Genomic DNA, 15,135 nt, shown 5'->3' with positions numbered 1-15,135 from the left:
TCCCGACCGTGGGCCGCACGCGTGCGAAGAACCGGGATCGATCGCCACGATGGATGACCTCTGCGCGTACGCCAACCGGCCCTGGGCCTTCGTGGCCCGCTACCTGCGCCGCCGCATCGTGCCCCACGCGGCCATCCTGGTCGCGGTCCTGGGCGCCGTGGCCTGCTCGGTCAGCACACAATACGGATTGAAGGGCGTCGTCGATGCCCTCGGCAAGGGGCCCGAGGCGAACCTGATCTGGCCGGCCCTCACCGTGCTGATCTGCTTCATCGCCGCCGACAACATGCTGTGGCGGGTGGCGAGCCTGATCGCCAGCTTCACCTTCGTGAACGTCACCGGCGACATCCGCCGCGACCTGTTCCAGCACCTGACCGGGCATTCGCCGTCCTACTTCGCGGACCGGCAGCCCGGCACGCTGGCGAGCCGCATCACCGCGACCTCGAACGCGATCTTCACCGCCGAGAACATGTTCGTCTGGAACGTGATGCCGCCCTGTGCGGCGGCGTTCGGCGCCATCCTCTACGTCGGCAGCGTCAGCGTGCCGATGGCGCTCGGCCTGCTCGTCATCTGCGGCGGCGTGGTGGTGCTGATGTTCCGCATCGCCGCCGCCGGCAAGCCGCTGCACCACGACTTCGCCGAGAAGGCCGCCTCCGTCGACGGCGAGATGGTCGATCTGGTGAGCAACATGCCGCTCGTGCGGGCCTTCTCGGCCTATAAGCGCGAATTCGCCCGCTTCGACGAGACCATCGGCACCGAGATGAAGGCGCGGCGCCGCTCGCTCCTCTACCTCGAGCGCCTGCGCATCATGCACGCCCTGATCACCGTGGTGGCGGTGCTCGGCCTGCTCTACTGGGCGATCAAGATGTGGGAGGCGGGGTCCGCCACCGCCGGTCAGGTGGTGCTGGTCTGCACGCTGGGCATCACCATCCTGGCGGCGACCCGCGACCTCGCCGTCGCCCTGGTCGATGTCACCCAGCACACCGCCCGCCTGTCGGAGGCCCTGCGCACGCTCCTGCAGCCGCACGACCTGCGCGACCACCCGGAGGCGAAGCCCCTCGTCGGCGAGGGCGCCCGCATCACCTTCGAGAACGTGGGGTTCAACTACCCGGACGGCCGCGAGGTGTTCGGCGACTTCAACCTCGACATCCAGCCCGGCCAGCGCGTCGGCCTCGTCGGCCGCTCCGGCGGCGGCAAGTCGACCCTGTTCACCCTGCTGCAGCGCTTCTACGACCCGCAGAAGGGCCGCATCCTGATCGACGACCAGGATATCGGCCGGGTCACGCAGGAGAGCTTGCGCGAGGCGATCACGGTGGTGCCGCAGGACATCTCCCTGTTCCACCGCTCGTTGCGCGAGAACATCCGCTACGGCCGGCCTGAGGCGACCGACGAGGAAGTCTGGGCCGCGGCGGAAGCCGCCCGCTGCACCGACTTCATCAACGACCTGCCGGGTGGCTTCGACACCATCGTGGGCGATCGCGGCGTCAAGCTCTCGGGCGGCCAGCGCCAGCGCATCGCGGTGGCCCGTGCCATCCTGAAGGACTCGCCGATCCTGCTCCTCGACGAGGCCACCTCGGCGCTCGATACCGAGTCGGAGGAGGCGATCCGCGAGGCGCTGGGCAACCTGATGAAGGGCCGCACCGTGATCGCCATCGCGCACCGGCTCTCGACCCTGAAGGATTTCGACCGGATCGTGGTGCTCGACGGCGGCCAGGTGATCCAGGACGGCTCCCCGGACCGCCTGGTGCATCTCGACGGCTTCTACCGCGACCTGATCCAGCGCGAGACGATCAAGCTGTCGCGCGAGGCGGCATAGGGGGCTCCGGCGTCCCTCCGCCCAGAGTGATTATTCCTCCTTCGTGGGGCTTGGCGCCGGTTCACTTCGCGTGAGCCGGCGCTTCGCCGTTGGGGGGGACGGCTCGAGGCTCCGCGAGGGCCTGTTCGATGGGGCCGATCCAACTCAAATCATTCGCGTCATCCCGGATTCTCGTCTTCAGGCGAACCCGGGATGACACGGAGGGTGCAACATCTGTATTTTCCGACCGAACAAAACCGCCGAGAAACAACGAAGAACAGCCATCATGCGCCGAGTTGGGGCGCAGATCGTGGGCGGACTTTCGCACGCAACCGCGATCACGCCAGGCCCCTCCCCCGCGACCACCTGCCCGCAGACCCCCCGGGCTCCCTTGGGGAACGACCCCACACTAGAACGGTTATCGGGTATGCCGCCCGGCTTCAGGGCCGCGTGCCCTCTCGGCGCGCCCCGGTGCCGGGCCCCTCACGAGTGATGGCCAAGCCCATGCTGAGCGAAAGCGGCTCCTCCGCCCCACCGGGGACGATCCCCGTCACCCTCACGGTCAACGGGCAGGAGCGGCAGCTCCAGGTCGCGCCCTGGACCACCCTCCTCGACCTCCTGCGCGAGGAACTCGACCTCACCGGCACCAAGAAGGGCTGCGACCACGGCCAGTGCGGCGCCTGCACGGTCATCGTCGACGGCAAGCGGATCAATTCCTGCCTGGCGCTGGCGGTGCAGAAGGACGGCGCCCACGTCACCACCATCGAGGGCCTGTCCACCGGGACACTCCACCCGGTCCAGGCGGCCTTCGTCGAGCACGACGCCTTCCAGTGCGGCTACTGCACGCCGGGCCAGATCATGTCGGCGGTGGCGCTGATCGAGGAGGGCCGCGCCCGCTCGCGCGAGGAGATCCGCGAGCACATGAGCGGCAACATCTGCCGCTGCGGCGCCTATACCAACATCGTCGACGCCGTCGAGGACGTGCTGAAGAACAAGGCGACGGGCGGAGCGAACCGCACCTTCCGGGAGGCCGCGGAATGAACCGGTTCGCCTATACCCGCGCCGGCACCGTGCAGGAGGCCGTGCAGGCCCTCGCGGCCGATCCGGCGGCGCGCTTCATCGCCGGGGGCACCAACCTCGTCGATTTGATGAAGTACAACGTCGAGCGGCCGGGCCGGCTCGTCGACATCACCCGCCTGCCGCTCGACGAGATCGTCCAGCACGAGGGCGGCCTGCGGCTCGGCGCGCTGGTGCCGAACGCCACCGTCGCCTACGACCCGCTGGTCAACGAGCGCTACCCCCTGCTCGCGAGCGCGCTCCTTGCCGGGGCCTCGCCGCAGCTGCGCAACGCCGCCACGACCGGCGGCAACCTGCTCCAGCGCACCCGCTGCTACTATTTCTACGACGAGGGCACGCCCTGCAACAAGCGCGAGCCCGGCAGCGGCTGCCCGGCGATGACCGGCGTCAATCGCATCCACGCGATCCTGGGCGCCTCGGACACCTGCATCGCCACCCATCCCTCCGACATGTGCGTGGCGCTGGCAGCGCTCAACGCGATCGTGCAGGTCGAGGGGCCGGACGGCCGGCGCGCCATTCCGTTCGGTGAGTTCCACCGCCTGCCGGGCGACGAGCCGCAACGCGACACCACGCTCCGGCACGGCGAGATCGTGCTCTCGGTCGACCTGCCGGACGAGGACTTTTCCAAGCACTACACCTACCTGAAGCTGCGCGACCGGCTCTCCTACGCCTTCGCGCTGGTCTCGGTCGCAGCCGTGATCGAGCTGGACGGCGACACGATCCGCACCGCGCGCCTCGCGCTCGGCGGCGTCGCCCACAAGCCCTGGCGCAACGCGGACGCCGAGGGACGCCTCCAGGGCAAGCCGGCGACGGAAAAGACCTTCCGCGAGGCCGCGGACGTGATCCTGGCCGAAGCCCGGCCCTACGCCCACAACGCCTTCAAGGTCGAGCTGGCGCGGCGCGCCATCGTGCGGGGCTTGAGCCAAGCCGCCGCCGGCACGCCGCAATCGCAGACCGACAAGCGCATCGCCTGAGGACATCCATGGCCACCCCCTCGCATTACGTCGGCACTGCCCGGAGCCGGCTCGACGGCCCCGCCAAGGTGACGGGCGCCGCCAAATACGCCGCGGAGTTCACCGCCCCCGACCTCGCCCACGGCGTCGTCGTGTCGAGCGCCATCGCCAAGGGCCGCATCACGGCGATCGACGCCAAGGCCGCCGAGGCGGTGCCCGGCGTGATCAAGGTGTTCACCCACGAGAACAAGCCGCGCACCGCCTGGCTCGACTACAATTACCGCGATCAGGTCGCGCCGCCCGGCTCGCCGTTCCGGGCGCTCAACGGACCCGAGATCGTCTATGGCGGCCAGCCGGTGGCCCTGGTGGTGGCCGAGAGCTTCGAGCTCGCCCGCTACGGCGCCAGCCTGGTCAAGGTGACCTATGAGGAGGAGGTGCCGAACACCGACCTCGAGAAGAACCGTGACGCGGCCTACGTGCCGCCGAAGAAGCGCTCCGGCATCAAGCCGCCGCCGGATCCGCGGGGCGATGCCGCCGGCGCCTACGACGCGGCGCCGATCCAGCTGCGCCACGAGTACAAGCAGGCGATCGAGCACCACAACCCGATGGAGCCGCACGCCTCGACGGTGGTCTACGAGGGCGAGGGCAAGCTCACCATCCACGACAAGATCCAGGGCGTGAACAACACGCAAGGCTATGTCTGCAGCGTGTTCAGCCTGAAGCCCGAGGACGTGCGGGTGATCACCCCTTACGTCGGCGGCGGGTTCGGTTCGGGATTGCGGCCGCAATACCAGCTCTACCTGGCGGTCTCTGCCGCCCTCGACCTCAAGCGCTCGGTCCGGGTCGTGCTGACCCGCGACCAGATGTTCACCTTCGGCTACCGGCCGGAGACCTTCCAGACCGTGGCGCTCGGCGCCGACAAGGACGGGCGCCTCCAGGCGCTGACGCATGATGCGGTCGCAGGCACCTCGACCTTCGAGGACTACCAGGAAGCCGTGGTCAACTGGTCGGGCCTGCTCTATCACTGCCCGAACGTCACGCTCGACTACAAGCTTGCCAAGATCGACACCTACACCCCGTCCGACATGCGGGCGCCGGGTGCGGTGACGGGCATCTTCGCCCTCGAATGCGCGATGGACGAGCTGGCCTATGCCACCGGCGTCGATCCGCTGGAATTGCGCCTGCGCAATTACGCCGAGCACGACGAGGGCGAAGGCAAGGAGTTCACCTCGAAGGCGCTCCGCGCCGCCTACGAGCAGGGCGCGTCGCGCTTCGGCTGGTCGAAGCGCAAGGCGGAGCCCCGCTCCATGCGCGACGGGCGCGAGCTCGTCGGCTGGGGCATGGCGACCGGCGTCTGGGAGGCCATGATGATGCAGTCGAGCGCGAGCGCCACGCTCACGCCCGACGGCAAGCTGGAACTCGCCTGCTCCACCGCCGACCTGGGGACGGGCACCTACACGATCCTCGCCCAGATCGGCGCCGACGCGCTCGGCTTGGCCCTCGACCAGGTGACGACCCGGCTCGGCGACACGGCGCTGCCCGAGGCGCCGCTCGCCGGTGGCTCCTGGACCGCGGCCTCCTCGGGCGCCGCCGTGCAGGCGGCCTGCCGCAAGGTGGCGGAGCAGCTGTTCGGCTACGCCCGCAGCATGAGCGAATCGCCGCTGGCGAATGCGGACTTCGCCCACGTGACCTTCGCGGATGGCGAGATCCGGCTCCAGACCGACCCCTCGCGAAAGGTCGGAATCGCCGAGGCGATGCGGGCCGGCGGCGTCGAGCGGGTCGAGGCGACCGAGAAGGTCAAGCCGAGCATGCTCACCAACATGCGCTTCTCGGCCTATACCCACTCGGCAGTCTTCGCCGAGGTGAAGATCGACGAGGACCTCGGCGTGGTGCGGGTGACGCGGGTGGTGAGCGCCATCGCGGCCGGCAAGATCCTCAACCTCAAGACCGCCCGCAGCCAGATCCTCGGCGGGGTGGTGATGGGGATCGGCGCCGCGCTGGAGGAGGAGTCGATGCTCGACCACACCCTCGGCCGGATCATGAACCACAATCTCGGCGAGTACCACGTGCCGGTGAATGCCGACATCCACGACATCGAGGTGATCTTCGTCGACGAGCACGACGACAAGGTCAGCCCGCTCGGCGTCAAGGGTCTGGGCGAGATCGGCATCGTGGGCGCCGCCGCCGCGGTGGCGAACGCGGTGTTCCACGCCACCGGCAAGCGGGTGCGCGAGCTGCCGATCACCATCGACAAGATCATCGGCTGACCCATCTGGTCACCGAAGGAATGTAAGGGCGGGGCCTTCAAGGCCCCGCCCTTCGCGTTGATAGGCGGGAGCATTGCCCATGGACGTCAACAGCGTCACGGCCGGCGAGGTCGAGATCACCTACGAGGCCTCGGGCCCCGATATGGGCCAGCCGGTCCTGCTGCTGCATGGCTGGCCGGACGATCCGCGGACCTTCGATGGCGTGGTGCCGAAGCTGAACGCCGCCGGCTGGCGTACCATCGTGCCCTATTGGCGCGGCTGCGGGCCGACGAAGTTCCTGAACGCCGAAGGTCCGAAGAGCGGCGAGACGGCGGCGCTCGCCACCGACATCCTCGCCTTCATGGACGGCCTAGGCTTCTCGCGCCTGCCGGTGATCGGGCACGACTGGGGCGCCCGCGTCGCCTACCTGCTCGCCGCAGCCCGGCCGCAGCGGGTGTCCTCGATCGCCGCTCTCTCGGTGCCCTGGGCGCCCGGCCGCATCGGCGTGCCGCCCCTGCCGCAGGTGCGGGCCTTCTGGTACCAGTGGTTCATGAACACCGCGCCGGGCGCCGCCTTCGTGCGCGAGAACCCGGTCGCCTTCGCCCGCGAGCAATGGGTGGCCTGGAGCCCGCCCGGGCCGTGGTTCAGCGACGACACCTTCGGCAAGACGGCGCCGTCGTTCCAGAACCCGGACTGGGCGGCGGTCACCCTCAACTTCTACCGCTCGCGCTGGGGCGCCGACGCGCCCGATTCGCGCTTCGCCGAGCTGAGACAGGCGGCGGAGGATGCGAGCCACATCGCGGTGCCGACCCTGGTGATCCATGGGGGCGCCGATACCTGCGTGCTGCCGGCCTCGTTCTCAGGGCAAGAGCAGCATTTCACCGGCCCGTACCGGCAGGTGCAGCTCGACGATGTCGGCCACTTCCCGACCAGGGAGGCGCCGGACGCGGTGGCGGAGGCGCTCCTGACGCATCTGGGCGAGGTCGGGGAGCACTGACGGACCGACCGACGCGGCTCGGTCACCCGTCGGGAGACCGGGCCCGCATCCGCTCGGCCAGGAAATCGACCAGGACGCGCACCCGCGCCGGAACCGTGGCGCCGCCGACGAACACCGCGTGGATGCTCTCGCGATCCTGCGGGTTGTAGGCGTCGAGGAGGGGGACGAGCTGACCGCTCGCCACCTCCTGCTGGATATGGAAGCTCCCCACCCGGGTGATGCCGACCCCCTGGACCGCGAGCTGCACCGGCGTCTCGCCGCTATTGGCCGTCAGGTTGCCGCCCACCGCGAGCAGAACATCGCGCCCCGCCTCACGGAATGGCCAGCCGGGCTCGATGCGCCGGAAGCTGAAATCCAGGCAATTGTGCCGCGCGAGATCGGCCGGGACCCGCGGCACGCCGGCCCGGGCGAGGTAGGACGGGGCCGCGACGACCGTGCGCCCGGTCTCGCCGAGGCGGCGGGCGGTCAGCGGGCTGTCGGCGAGGGGGCCGAAGCGGATCGCGACGTCGGTCCGGCCACCGAGCACGTCCGCGATCTGGTCGCTGAGATCGATCTCGACGGTGATCTCGGGGTAGCGCGCGACGAACTCCGCCAGCAACGGCACGACGACCAGGCGGCCATGGGCGGTGCTCCTGGTGCTGTTCGCGGCGGGGATGCGCTCCGCCTGGGCCTGCGGGCCGCTGATCTTCCTGTGGGGTGTGGCGAGCTTCACCATCGTGCCGCCGCTCCAGATGCGGGTGGTGAGCGCGGCGGCCGCGGCCCCGAACCTCGCCTCCGCGATGAATATCGGCGCCTTCAATCTCGGCAACGCGATCGGGGCCGCTCTCGGCGGCGGGGTGATCGATGCGGGCCCCGGCTTCCCGGCCGTGTCGCTGGCGGGCGCCGCCGCGGCCGGAACGGCCCTCGCGCTGCTGCTGGGCCTGCGGCGCAGGACGCCGCGAACGCATCTGGCCGCAGCGCGGGGGTGATCCAGCGTCAAGTTTGGCCCGGTTCTTGGATGGACGTCACGCTTACTGTCGAAGGGGCACGCCTGATGGACATCACGACGCTTCTCGCCTTCGCGGCAGCCTTCCTGGTCTTCGCCGCGAGCCCCGGGCCCGACAACATGACCATCGTCGCCCGCACGCTGTCGCACGGACCGGCCGCCGGCCTCGCCTACGGGTTCGGCATGGTGGTCGGCATCCTGGCCGTCCTGGTCCTCGCCGCCGGCGGGCTCGCGGTCGTGGCGCAGGAGTTGGGGCTGGCGATGACGGTCCTGCGCTACCTCGGTGCCGCCTACCTGGTCTTTGCCGGGATCCGCCTCTGGATCGCGGAGCCGGTGCTGCCGGCGGAGCGAGCGGGCGGCACGCGGCCCGGCCTCGCGGCGAGCGTCCTCACCGGCCTCGCCCTCAACCTCGGCAATCCGAAGATGCCGTTGTTCTACCTCGCCCTGCTGCCGAACGTGGTCGGCGCCGCCCTCACGCCGGCCCAGGTCGGGATCCTCGCCGGCGTGATCCTGGCCGTCGAGGCCCTGGTGATCGGCGGCCATGTCGTGCTGGCCGGCCGGCTGCGCCGCACCTTACGGACCCGCGTTGCCGTCCGGCGGGCGAACCGCGCCGCCGGCGGGGTCATGGTGGGAGCCGGCCTGGCGGTGGTCGCGGCCCGCTGAGCCTCTGTCCTTTTTCGTCCGCTTCCGGTCCGCGGGCGGCCTTTCGGACCCTGGGGCTGCGCCTATCCTGACGCCGTCTCAACCCTTAAGGATCAAGCCCATGCCGGACACCGCCCTCCTCGTCATCGACGTCCAGGACTCGTTTCGCCAGCGTCCCTATTGGGACGAGGCGGACCTCCCCCGCTTCCTCGACCGGACGCAAGGACTGATCGACGGCGCCGTGGCGCGAAACGTCCCGGTACTGCAGGTCTTCCACGTCGAGGACCAGGGGCCGTTCTCCCTCGCCTCCGGCCATGTCCGCACCCTGGAGCCCCTGCGGCTGACGCCCGACGCGGTGTTCCACAAACGGCGCCACAGCGCGCTGGTCGGCAGCGGACTCGAGGTCTGGCTGAACCAGAACGGCATCCGCCGGCTGATCGTCAGCGGCATCCGCACCGAGCAGTGCTGCGAGACCACGACCCGCCACGCCTCGGACATCGGCTACGGCGTCGATTACGTCGCCGAGGCGACCCTGACCTTCGCGATGACGGATGCCGCCGGGCGCCGCTGGAGCGCCGACGAGATCCGGGCCCGCACCGAGCTGGTTCTCGCCGGGCGCTTCGCCCGCATCGCCACCGTCGAGGAGGCCTTGGCCAGCCCAGTCTCCCGCCTCGCCGCATGAGCGCGACGGCGGACATTCCTGTCGTCGTGGTCTGCCCGCCGCGCACCCTTCTCCTCGACGTGGCCGGGCCCGTCGAAGTGCTGCGGAAGGCCAACCTGCTCCAGGACCGGGTGCGGTTCCGCGTCATCCATGTCGGGCCGTACGCGGAGGTCACGAGTTCGACCGGGCTCGCGCTCGCGGGCCTCTCTCCCCTGCCCGCACCGCTGCCGGAGGGCGCGACCGTGGTGCTCGCCGGGACGGCGGAGCGGATCCTCGACGACCCCTCGCCTCCCGGCGACCACGAGCGGGCCGCCGAGGCGGCGATCGTCGCCTGGCTGCGGGACACGATCCGGCCGGGCCACCGCCTGGTCTCGATCTGCTCCGGCGCCCTGCTGGCGGCCCGGGCCGGGCTCCTCGATGGGTATGCCTGCACCACCCATCACGCGGCCTGCGCCGAACTCGCGGCGCTCGCCCCGGAGGCCCGGGTGCTGGAGGACAGGCTGTTCGTCGAGGACCGCGAGCGGCTGACCAGCGCCGGCATCACCGCCGGCATCGACCTGATGCTGCATCTGGTGGCGCGTCTCGTCGATCCGGCCTGCGCGGCGGCGGTGGCACGCTACCTCGTGGTGTATCTGCGCCGGGCCGGCAACGACCCGCAGATCTCGCCCTGGCTCGACGGCCGCAACCACCTGCACCCGGCGATCCACCGGGTGCAGGACGCGGTGAGCGCCGATCCGGCCAGGGCCTGGAGCCTGGAGGCGCTGGCCGACATCGCCGCCACCAGCCCGCGCCACCTCTCGCGGCTGTTCAACCGCCATGCCGGGATGAGCCTGCCGGGCTACATCAACGGCTTGCGGGTGGCCTTGGCCCGCGACCTCCTCGCCCAGACCCGCCTCGACATGGAGCGCGTGGCCGAGCGGGCCGGCTTCGCCTCGCCGCGCCAGCTCCGCCGGGCCTGGAGCCGCCTGCACGACCGGCCGCCGAGCGCGCTCAGGGAGGGCTGAGGCTCAGGAGAGCAGCGCGTCCCGGTCGAGCCCGAGCCCCGCCGCCACCTCGGTCAGGGCCCAGTGCTCGGACGGGCTGATGCCCTCGAAATCGGCGACGTCGGCAGCGATGAGGAAGACGCTCTGGCGCTGCTCGGCCGGGCGCTCGGCGACGGCCTCGATGAAGTGCAGGTTCTGCATCCGCCCGGCCCGGGTGCGGGCCCGGCCGATCGCGTCGTAGAGTTCTTCCTCCAGCATCAGGCTGTCATAGCCCTTCTCGAGGATCGGATCGGCCAGCATGCCCTTCAGCGCGGCCTCGAACTCCGCCCCCGCGACCTCGCCGTCGGCCACGATCACGTTGGCGCAGGCCGACACCGCGGCCCGCATCAGCGGGGCATCGCCCGCATAGGCCGTCACCGTCTGCTTGAACCGGCCGAAGGCCGCCTGGACGAAGCTCATCGGTCTCCCTTACGCGAATTGGCGGTGCCCTCCTTAGCAAGCGCGGTCGGGAGAGAAAATCGGCAGCCTGCCGCAGCGCAGCACGGGCATTCCGTCACAGCTCCTGCGGCACCTGCGCATGCGCCAGGAGCGCGAACAGGCCGGGGCCGCCGACACCGTAGCCGAGGAGGGCCGGCAGGATCATTCCGCCGAGGGCCTGGCCGGGACCGACCTCGCCGGAAATGAGCGGCAGGACGGTCGCCGCCGGCCCCGCCGCCACGTGGGTGACGTCGCCGATCACGATCGCGAAGGGTGACGCGCGGCATCGTCCGCCGTTCCGCCGCCCTCCCCCGCCCCGGCTTGCCGGTTGCGGGCGGCCTTGCGCCGGTGCTACCCGTCGGGACGACCGGATCGCAAAAACCGGAGGGGAGGCAAGCGTGGATGCAGACGAGCCCCATACGGGGCGGGCTCTGGCCCATCGGCCGTCCTCCGCCCTGACGCCGCCGCCGCGCGCACCGGCCCGGGCGCCGGCGCCTGCCGCCCCGACCCGCCTGACCGCCCGGCTGCAGCGGGCCCACGCCATCGCGGACCTGCGCCGCCAGGCCGCCCGGCGGCTGCCGAAGGCGGTGTTCGACTTCATCGACGGCGGCGCCGAGGACGAGCGCACCTTGCGCGACAACGTCGAGGCCTTCGACGCCTGGATGCTGATGCCGCGGGTCGGCGTCGATGTCGGCACCCGCGACCTCTCCCGGCCGATCCTCGGCTATCCCTCATCCCTGCCGATCATGATGGCGCCGACCGGGCTCGCCGGCTTCTTCTGGCCGGACGGCGAGGTGGCGGGCGCGCAGGCGGCGGCGCGGGCCGGCATTCCCTACTGCCTGTCGACCAATTCCGTCGGCTCGATCGAGCACGTGGCGGAGGGCGCGCCCGAGGGCGAGCGCTGGTTCCAGCTCTATTTCCTGCGCGACCGGGAGTGGATGCAGGCGCTGCTGCACCGGGCCGCGGCGGCGCGCTACCGGGTCCTGTGCCTCACCGTCGACCTCGCGGTGCAGGGCCGGCGCGAGCGCGACCTGCGCAACGCCTTCACCATGCCGCTGCGGCCACGCCTCTCCACCGCCCTCGACCTCGCCCGCCGTCCGGCCTGGCTCGCCGGGGCCGCCCGGTCGCGGCTGGGCTTCGGCAATTTCGAGGTCGCGGGCAGCGGCTTCACCAGCGTGGCGCAGCACGTTGCCTCGCTGTTCGACCCCTCGGCCAATTGGGACGACATCGCGCGTATCCGCGACCAGTGGCACGGCCCGATGGCGCTGAAGGGCCTGCTGCATCCGGCCGATGCCGAGAAGGCGGCGGCGCTCGGGATCGAGGCGGTGATCGTGTCGAACCACGGCGGCCGCCAGCTCGACGACGTGCCGGCGGCGATCGCGGCCCTGCCCGACGTGGCCGAGGCGGTGGCGGGCCGGGCCGAGATCATCCTCGACGGCGGCGTGCGCCGCGGCACCGACGTGATCAAGGCTCTGGCGCTCGGCGCCACCGCCTGCAGTCTGGGGCGGCCCTTCCTGTGGGGCCTGTCGGCCGGCGGGTCCGAGGGCGTCTCCCGGGCGATCGAGATCTTCCGGAGCGAACTCGACAACGCCATGACCCTGCTCGGCACGCCGACCCTCGATGCCATCACGCGGGATCACGTGCGGGCGCGGCGGGGTGGTGGATGGTGAGGGCGAAGCTCGGTGCTCCGACGGACATTTTCGACCGGTCGAGCTTGTCCGACCGCTCCAGCAGGTAATCCCGCCCACGGCCTCATCCTCAGGTCGCGGATGGGATAAGGGCGGAGCGGTCGTCTCACCGGGACTGTGCCGCTCCCCTCACGCCGCGTGCCGGCCCGCCTCCGCGCCGAAATGGCCGATATAGCGCTTGGCGATCGCCTCGACGGGCAGCACCACGAACACGTCGGTCGTGCCGAACTGGTAATCGACCACCGCCCCGTCGCCGAAGGTGGCGCCGACGCGCAGATAGCCCTTGATCAGCGGCGGCAGGGCCTGGAGAGCGGCCTTGGGGTCGATCGCCTCGCGGCTCAGGCGGTCCATGGCGACGTGGCGGCCCGGAAGGGCCCGGGCGCGCCAGCCCTCGGGGGCGCGGGCGAAGTGGTGCAGGAAGCTCAACGGCAGGGCGAGGCGCTCCGGATCGGTGCCTTCGAGGCTGGCGCAGCCGAGCATCGCGTCGATGCGGTGATGCAGGACGTAGGTCCAGATGCCGTGCCACAGAAGCTCGACCGTGCGCTTGGTGCGGTAGGGCTTGAGCACGCAGGAACGGCCGAGCTCCAGCACCCGCTTGCCGGCATTGGCCTCGAGGACCGGGCCGAGATCGTACTCGCCGGCGGTGTAGAAGCCGAAATGCCGGTCGGCCTGCTCCTGGCGCAGCAGCCGGTAGGTGCCGACGACCCGGGGCTTGGGCTTGCGGAAGGGCTTCGCCTCCTGGGCGGCGTGGTCGATCACCAGGAGATGGTCGCAGACGGCGTCGTACTCGTCGGCGTCGCGGCGCTTGAGCAGGGCCATGCCGGTCGGGATCGCCGCCATCTCCTCGTAGAAGACGCGGTAGCGCAGGCGCTGGGCCCGCTTGACCTCCTTGGGCGTCGTCGCGAGGCGCACCTCGAGGGAGCCGATGCGGCCGAGCACCGGGTCGAGCCCGGGGGTCGAGGCATGCCTCAGGCGCGGGAAGAGCCGCGAGGGCTGGCCGAACCCCTTGAGGTGGATGCCGCCCTCCGCGGCGCGCCCGATGAGGCGCGTCAGAGGAATTCCGGGCGGAGCATCGCGGCCGCCGCCGGCCGGGCCGCGGGTGAGGAACGGAACCATGGTCGAGGCATCCCGTGCGGCGCCGACCGATCCGGCGCCCGGGGGGCGATCGCCGCGACCGCCCCGCGTGGCGACAAGACACCACGAAACCCGGCACGGGAATATGACAGGGGTTTGCGAAGTCCCGCAATCGGTTGGCGGGGCGGCACCGCCCCGCCGCCAAGAAAGCGGCCAAGAAATCAGACGAACTGGCTCAGCCCCGGGACGGAACCGACGATCGGGCCCATCACGTCCTCGCCGGCCTTCTCGCGGCCATAGGCGAACAGCTCGCGGCCGAGCGGCTGCATCTGGCCCATCGGCACGCCGGCGGACATCAGCTTCTGGCCGAGCGCCATCACGCCGCCGCCCATCATGCCGCCGAGCATGCCCATCAGGCCGCCGCCGCCCTCGCCGGGGCCGCCGTCGCCGGACTGGGCGATCGCCGCATCGGCACCCGGCATGGCCGCGATCAGCTTATTGACCTCCTCGGCCGGGCCCTCCTTCTGCAGGAAGGCCAGGATGAGCCCGATCGCCTTCTGGGCCGTGGTCGCGTCGAGTCCCGTGGCCTGCGTCACCCGGGCAACAAGCTCTTCCATCGTGGTCTCCCGCTCCTCAGGCTTGGCTTTCCGGAGGCTTGGCCGTCCGGCGCGCCGCCGGGCGGTCTTCGGCGAAGGAGGGCGGGAAATCAAGGCGGGGCGGCGAAACCGCGCCGTCCGCCGTTGACAGACGGCGCCCGCACCCGTAACGGTGCCATCTGGCGCGCGGGCTGCACGGTCCGCGCGCCGTCGCGTTCGCGGCGGCCTTAATCCAGGCTCCCGAGCGTCAACTGTCAAAAAGACGACCCCGGCGAGGCGCCGGAGGCCGGATGGAACACGGACGAGAACGATGTTCGCAGTGATCAAGACCGGCGGCAAGCAGTACCGCGTCGCCGCCAACGACGTCATCACGATCGAGAAGCTCGAGGGCGAGGCCGGCACCGCGGTCACCTTCGGCGAGGTGCTGCTGTTCACCGACGGCGCCGGCGCGACCCAGGTCGGCGCCCCGCTGGTCTCGGGCGTCAGCGTCGCCGGCGAGATCGTCAAGCAGGCCCGCGGCCCGAAGGTCATCGCCTTCAAGAAGCGCCGCCGCCAGAACTCGCGCCGCAAGCGCGGTCACCGCCAGGACCTCACCGTGGTCCGCGTCACGGGCATCAGCGCCGCGTAAAGCTGGCCGCGAGCCCTTTTCTCAGAATCCAGGAGTTAGCCCCATGGCTCACAAGAAGGCAGGCGGTTCGTCCCGCAACGGTCGCGATTCGGCTGGTCGTCGTCTCGGCGTGAAGAAGTTCGGCAGCGAAGCCGTCGTCGCCGGCAACATCATCGTGCGTCAGCGCGGCACCAAGTGGCATCCCGGCGTGAATGTCGGCATGGGCACCGACCACACCCTCTTCGCGCTCACCGAGGGCCGCGTCCAATTCATTACCAAACGAGGCCGCGCCTTCGTAACGGTCGTCGCCAACGACGCCGCCCCGGCCCTGGAGGCCGCAGAGTAACCCGACGGAGC

The 15,135-nt window shown here is 71.0% G+C and carries 17 protein-coding genes; 12 read left to right on the top strand and 5 right to left on the bottom strand.

Translation table 11 applies throughout. From position 1 onward, the window contains the following. Positions 1 to 49 precede the first annotated feature (49 nt). The 5 genes from DA075_RS03330 to DA075_RS03310 all read left to right on the top strand — a co-directional run bounded on the left by DA075_RS03330 (position 50) and on the right by DA075_RS03310 (position 7,065). Positions 50 to 1,813 carry an ABC transporter ATP-binding protein gene (locus DA075_RS03330; protein WP_099952001.1) on the top strand — a complete coding sequence of 588 codons (1,764 nt, stop codon included), beginning with the start codon at positions 50 to 52 and terminating at the stop codon, positions 1,811 to 1,813. Positions 1,814 to 2,296: 483 nt separating this feature from the next. After that, positions 2,297 to 2,833, top strand: a complete 537-nt coding sequence (locus DA075_RS03325) for a (2Fe-2S)-binding protein (RefSeq protein WP_099956371.1) — start codon at positions 2,297 to 2,299, stop codon at positions 2,831 to 2,833. Next, on the top strand, positions 2,830 to 3,843 hold the full coding sequence (locus tag DA075_RS03320) for an FAD binding domain-containing protein (protein WP_099952000.1): 1,014 nt from the start codon (positions 2,830 to 2,832) through the stop codon (positions 3,841 to 3,843). Before DA075_RS03325 ends, DA075_RS03320 begins: the two co-directional genes overlap by 4 nt. An 8-nt stretch (positions 3,844 to 3,851) precedes the next feature. Further along, on the top strand, positions 3,852 to 6,089 hold the full coding sequence (locus tag DA075_RS03315) for a xanthine dehydrogenase family protein molybdopterin-binding subunit (protein ID WP_099951999.1): 2,238 nt from the start codon (positions 3,852 to 3,854) through the stop codon (positions 6,087 to 6,089). Positions 6,090 to 6,168: 79 nt separating this feature from the next. After that, on the top strand, positions 6,169 to 7,065 hold the full coding sequence (locus DA075_RS03310) for an alpha/beta fold hydrolase (protein WP_099951998.1): 897 nt from the start codon (positions 6,169 to 6,171) through the stop codon (positions 7,063 to 7,065). Between the two features lie 22 nt (positions 7,066 to 7,087). On the opposite strand, the gene DA075_RS03305 is transcribed toward DA075_RS03310, so the two are convergent. Continuing rightward, on the bottom strand, positions 7,088 to 7,780 hold the full coding sequence (locus DA075_RS03305; protein WP_099956370.1) for a LysR substrate-binding domain-containing protein: 693 nt from the start codon (positions 7,778 to 7,780) through the stop codon (positions 7,088 to 7,090). Between DA075_RS03305 and DA075_RS03300 the strand changes: the two genes are divergently transcribed. The 4 genes from DA075_RS03300 (at position 7,764) to DA075_RS03285 (ending at position 10,357) form a co-directional block, all read left to right on the top strand. Further along, complete coding sequence (locus DA075_RS03300; RefSeq protein WP_420813104.1) at positions 7,764 to 8,033, top strand: hypothetical protein; 270 nt, start codon at positions 7,764 to 7,766, stop codon at positions 8,031 to 8,033. The genes DA075_RS03305 and DA075_RS03300 overlap by 17 nt on opposite strands. Before the next feature lie 65 nt (positions 8,034 to 8,098). Beyond that, positions 8,099 to 8,713 carry a LysE family translocator gene (locus DA075_RS03295; RefSeq protein ID WP_099951997.1) on the top strand — a complete coding sequence of 205 codons (615 nt, stop codon included), beginning with the start codon at positions 8,099 to 8,101 and terminating at the stop codon, positions 8,711 to 8,713. Positions 8,714 to 8,813: 100 nt separating this feature from the next. Further along, positions 8,814 to 9,374, top strand: a complete 561-nt coding sequence (locus tag DA075_RS03290; protein ID WP_099951996.1) for an isochorismatase family protein — start codon at positions 8,814 to 8,816, stop codon at positions 9,372 to 9,374. Next, a complete protein-coding gene (locus DA075_RS03285; RefSeq protein WP_099951995.1) occupies positions 9,371 to 10,357 on the top strand; it encodes a GlxA family transcriptional regulator in 987 nt (328 codons plus the stop codon). The genes DA075_RS03290 and DA075_RS03285 overlap by 4 nt, the downstream gene beginning before the upstream one ends. Before the next feature lie 3 nt (positions 10,358 to 10,360). On the opposite strand, the gene DA075_RS03280 is transcribed toward DA075_RS03285, so the two are convergent. Continuing rightward, positions 10,361 to 10,795, bottom strand: a complete 435-nt coding sequence (locus tag DA075_RS03280; RefSeq protein WP_099951994.1) for a tellurite resistance TerB family protein — start codon at positions 10,793 to 10,795, stop codon at positions 10,361 to 10,363. Between the two features lie 94 nt (positions 10,796 to 10,889). After that, positions 10,890 to 11,075, bottom strand: coding sequence for a hypothetical protein (locus DA075_RS03275; RefSeq protein WP_099951993.1), 186 nt, complete (start codon positions 11,073 to 11,075; stop codon positions 10,890 to 10,892). Between the two features lie 136 nt (positions 11,076 to 11,211). On the opposite strand from DA075_RS03275, the gene DA075_RS03270 reads away from it, so the two are divergent. Continuing rightward, on the top strand, positions 11,212 to 12,483 hold the full coding sequence (locus DA075_RS03270; RefSeq protein WP_164712201.1) for an alpha-hydroxy acid oxidase: 1,272 nt from the start codon (positions 11,212 to 11,214) through the stop codon (positions 12,481 to 12,483). 147 nt (positions 12,484 to 12,630) lie between these two features. Here the strand turns inward: DA075_RS03270 and olsB are convergent, their stop codons facing one another. Together olsB and DA075_RS03260 are read right to left on the bottom strand one after the other, a co-directional pair. Then, positions 12,631 to 13,617 carry a l-ornithine N(alpha)-acyltransferase gene (gene olsB / locus DA075_RS03265; protein WP_099951991.1) on the bottom strand — a complete coding sequence of 329 codons (987 nt, stop codon included), beginning with the start codon at positions 13,615 to 13,617 and terminating at the stop codon, positions 12,631 to 12,633. Between the two features lie 179 nt (positions 13,618 to 13,796). After that, positions 13,797 to 14,192: a DUF2267 domain-containing protein gene (locus tag DA075_RS03260; RefSeq protein ID WP_099951990.1), complete on the bottom strand. Its 396-nt coding sequence runs from the start codon at positions 14,190 to 14,192 to the stop codon at positions 13,797 to 13,799. Between the two features lie 289 nt (positions 14,193 to 14,481). Between DA075_RS03260 and rplU the strand changes: the two genes are divergently transcribed. Together rplU and rpmA are read left to right on the top strand one after the other, a co-directional pair. After that, positions 14,482 to 14,799, top strand: a complete 318-nt coding sequence (rplU, locus tag DA075_RS03255) for a 50S ribosomal protein L21 (RefSeq protein ID WP_048436258.1) — start codon at positions 14,482 to 14,484, stop codon at positions 14,797 to 14,799. 43 nt (positions 14,800 to 14,842) lie between these two features. Further along, positions 14,843 to 15,124 carry a 50S ribosomal protein L27 gene (gene rpmA / locus DA075_RS03250; RefSeq protein WP_099951989.1) on the top strand — a complete coding sequence of 94 codons (282 nt, stop codon included), beginning with the start codon at positions 14,843 to 14,845 and terminating at the stop codon, positions 15,122 to 15,124. Positions 15,125 to 15,135: the final 11 nt, after the last annotated feature.

This window comes from Methylobacterium currus, from assembly GCF_003058325.1.
GTDB lineage: Bacteria > Pseudomonadota > Alphaproteobacteria > Rhizobiales > Beijerinckiaceae > Methylobacterium > Methylobacterium currus.
Note: the sequence above shows the minus strand (reverse complement) of the source record. Positions and strands in the feature narration are given on the sequence as shown.

What these genes read in the sequence shown, in the direction of transcription:
- DA075_RS03330 (WP_099952001.1), top strand. Translation starts at nt 50, where the DNA reads ATGGATGACCTCTGCGCGTACGCCAACCGGCCCTGGGCCTTCGTGGCC.
- DA075_RS03325 (WP_099956371.1), top strand. Translation starts at nt 2,297, where the DNA reads ATGCTGAGCGAAAGCGGCTCCTCCGCCCCACCGGGGACGATCCCCGTC.
- DA075_RS03320 (WP_099952000.1), top strand. Translation starts at nt 2,830, where the DNA reads ATGAACCGGTTCGCCTATACCCGCGCCGGCACCGTGCAGGAGGCCGTG.
- DA075_RS03315 (WP_099951999.1), top strand. Translation starts at nt 3,852, where the DNA reads ATGGCCACCCCCTCGCATTACGTCGGCACTGCCCGGAGCCGGCTCGAC.
- DA075_RS03310 (WP_099951998.1), top strand. Translation starts at nt 6,169, where the DNA reads ATGGACGTCAACAGCGTCACGGCCGGCGAGGTCGAGATCACCTACGAG.
- DA075_RS03305 (WP_099956370.1), bottom strand. Translation starts at nt 7,780, where the DNA reads ATGGTGAAGCTCGCCACACCCCACAGGAAGATCAGCGGCCCGCAGGCC.
- DA075_RS03295 (WP_099951997.1), top strand. Translation starts at nt 8,099, where the DNA reads ATGGACATCACGACGCTTCTCGCCTTCGCGGCAGCCTTCCTGGTCTTC.
- DA075_RS03290 (WP_099951996.1), top strand. Translation starts at nt 8,814, where the DNA reads ATGCCGGACACCGCCCTCCTCGTCATCGACGTCCAGGACTCGTTTCGC.
- DA075_RS03285 (WP_099951995.1), top strand. Translation starts at nt 9,371, where the DNA reads ATGAGCGCGACGGCGGACATTCCTGTCGTCGTGGTCTGCCCGCCGCGC.
- DA075_RS03280 (WP_099951994.1), bottom strand. Translation starts at nt 10,795, where the DNA reads ATGAGCTTCGTCCAGGCGGCCTTCGGCCGGTTCAAGCAGACGGTGACG.
- olsB (WP_099951991.1), bottom strand. Translation starts at nt 13,617, where the DNA reads ATGGTTCCGTTCCTCACCCGCGGCCCGGCCGGCGGCGGCCGCGATGCT.
- DA075_RS03260 (WP_099951990.1), bottom strand. Translation starts at nt 14,192, where the DNA reads ATGGAAGAGCTTGTTGCCCGGGTGACGCAGGCCACGGGACTCGACGCG.
- rplU (WP_048436258.1), top strand. Translation starts at nt 14,482, where the DNA reads ATGTTCGCAGTGATCAAGACCGGCGGCAAGCAGTACCGCGTCGCCGCC.
- rpmA (WP_099951989.1), top strand. Translation starts at nt 14,843, where the DNA reads ATGGCTCACAAGAAGGCAGGCGGTTCGTCCCGCAACGGTCGCGATTCG.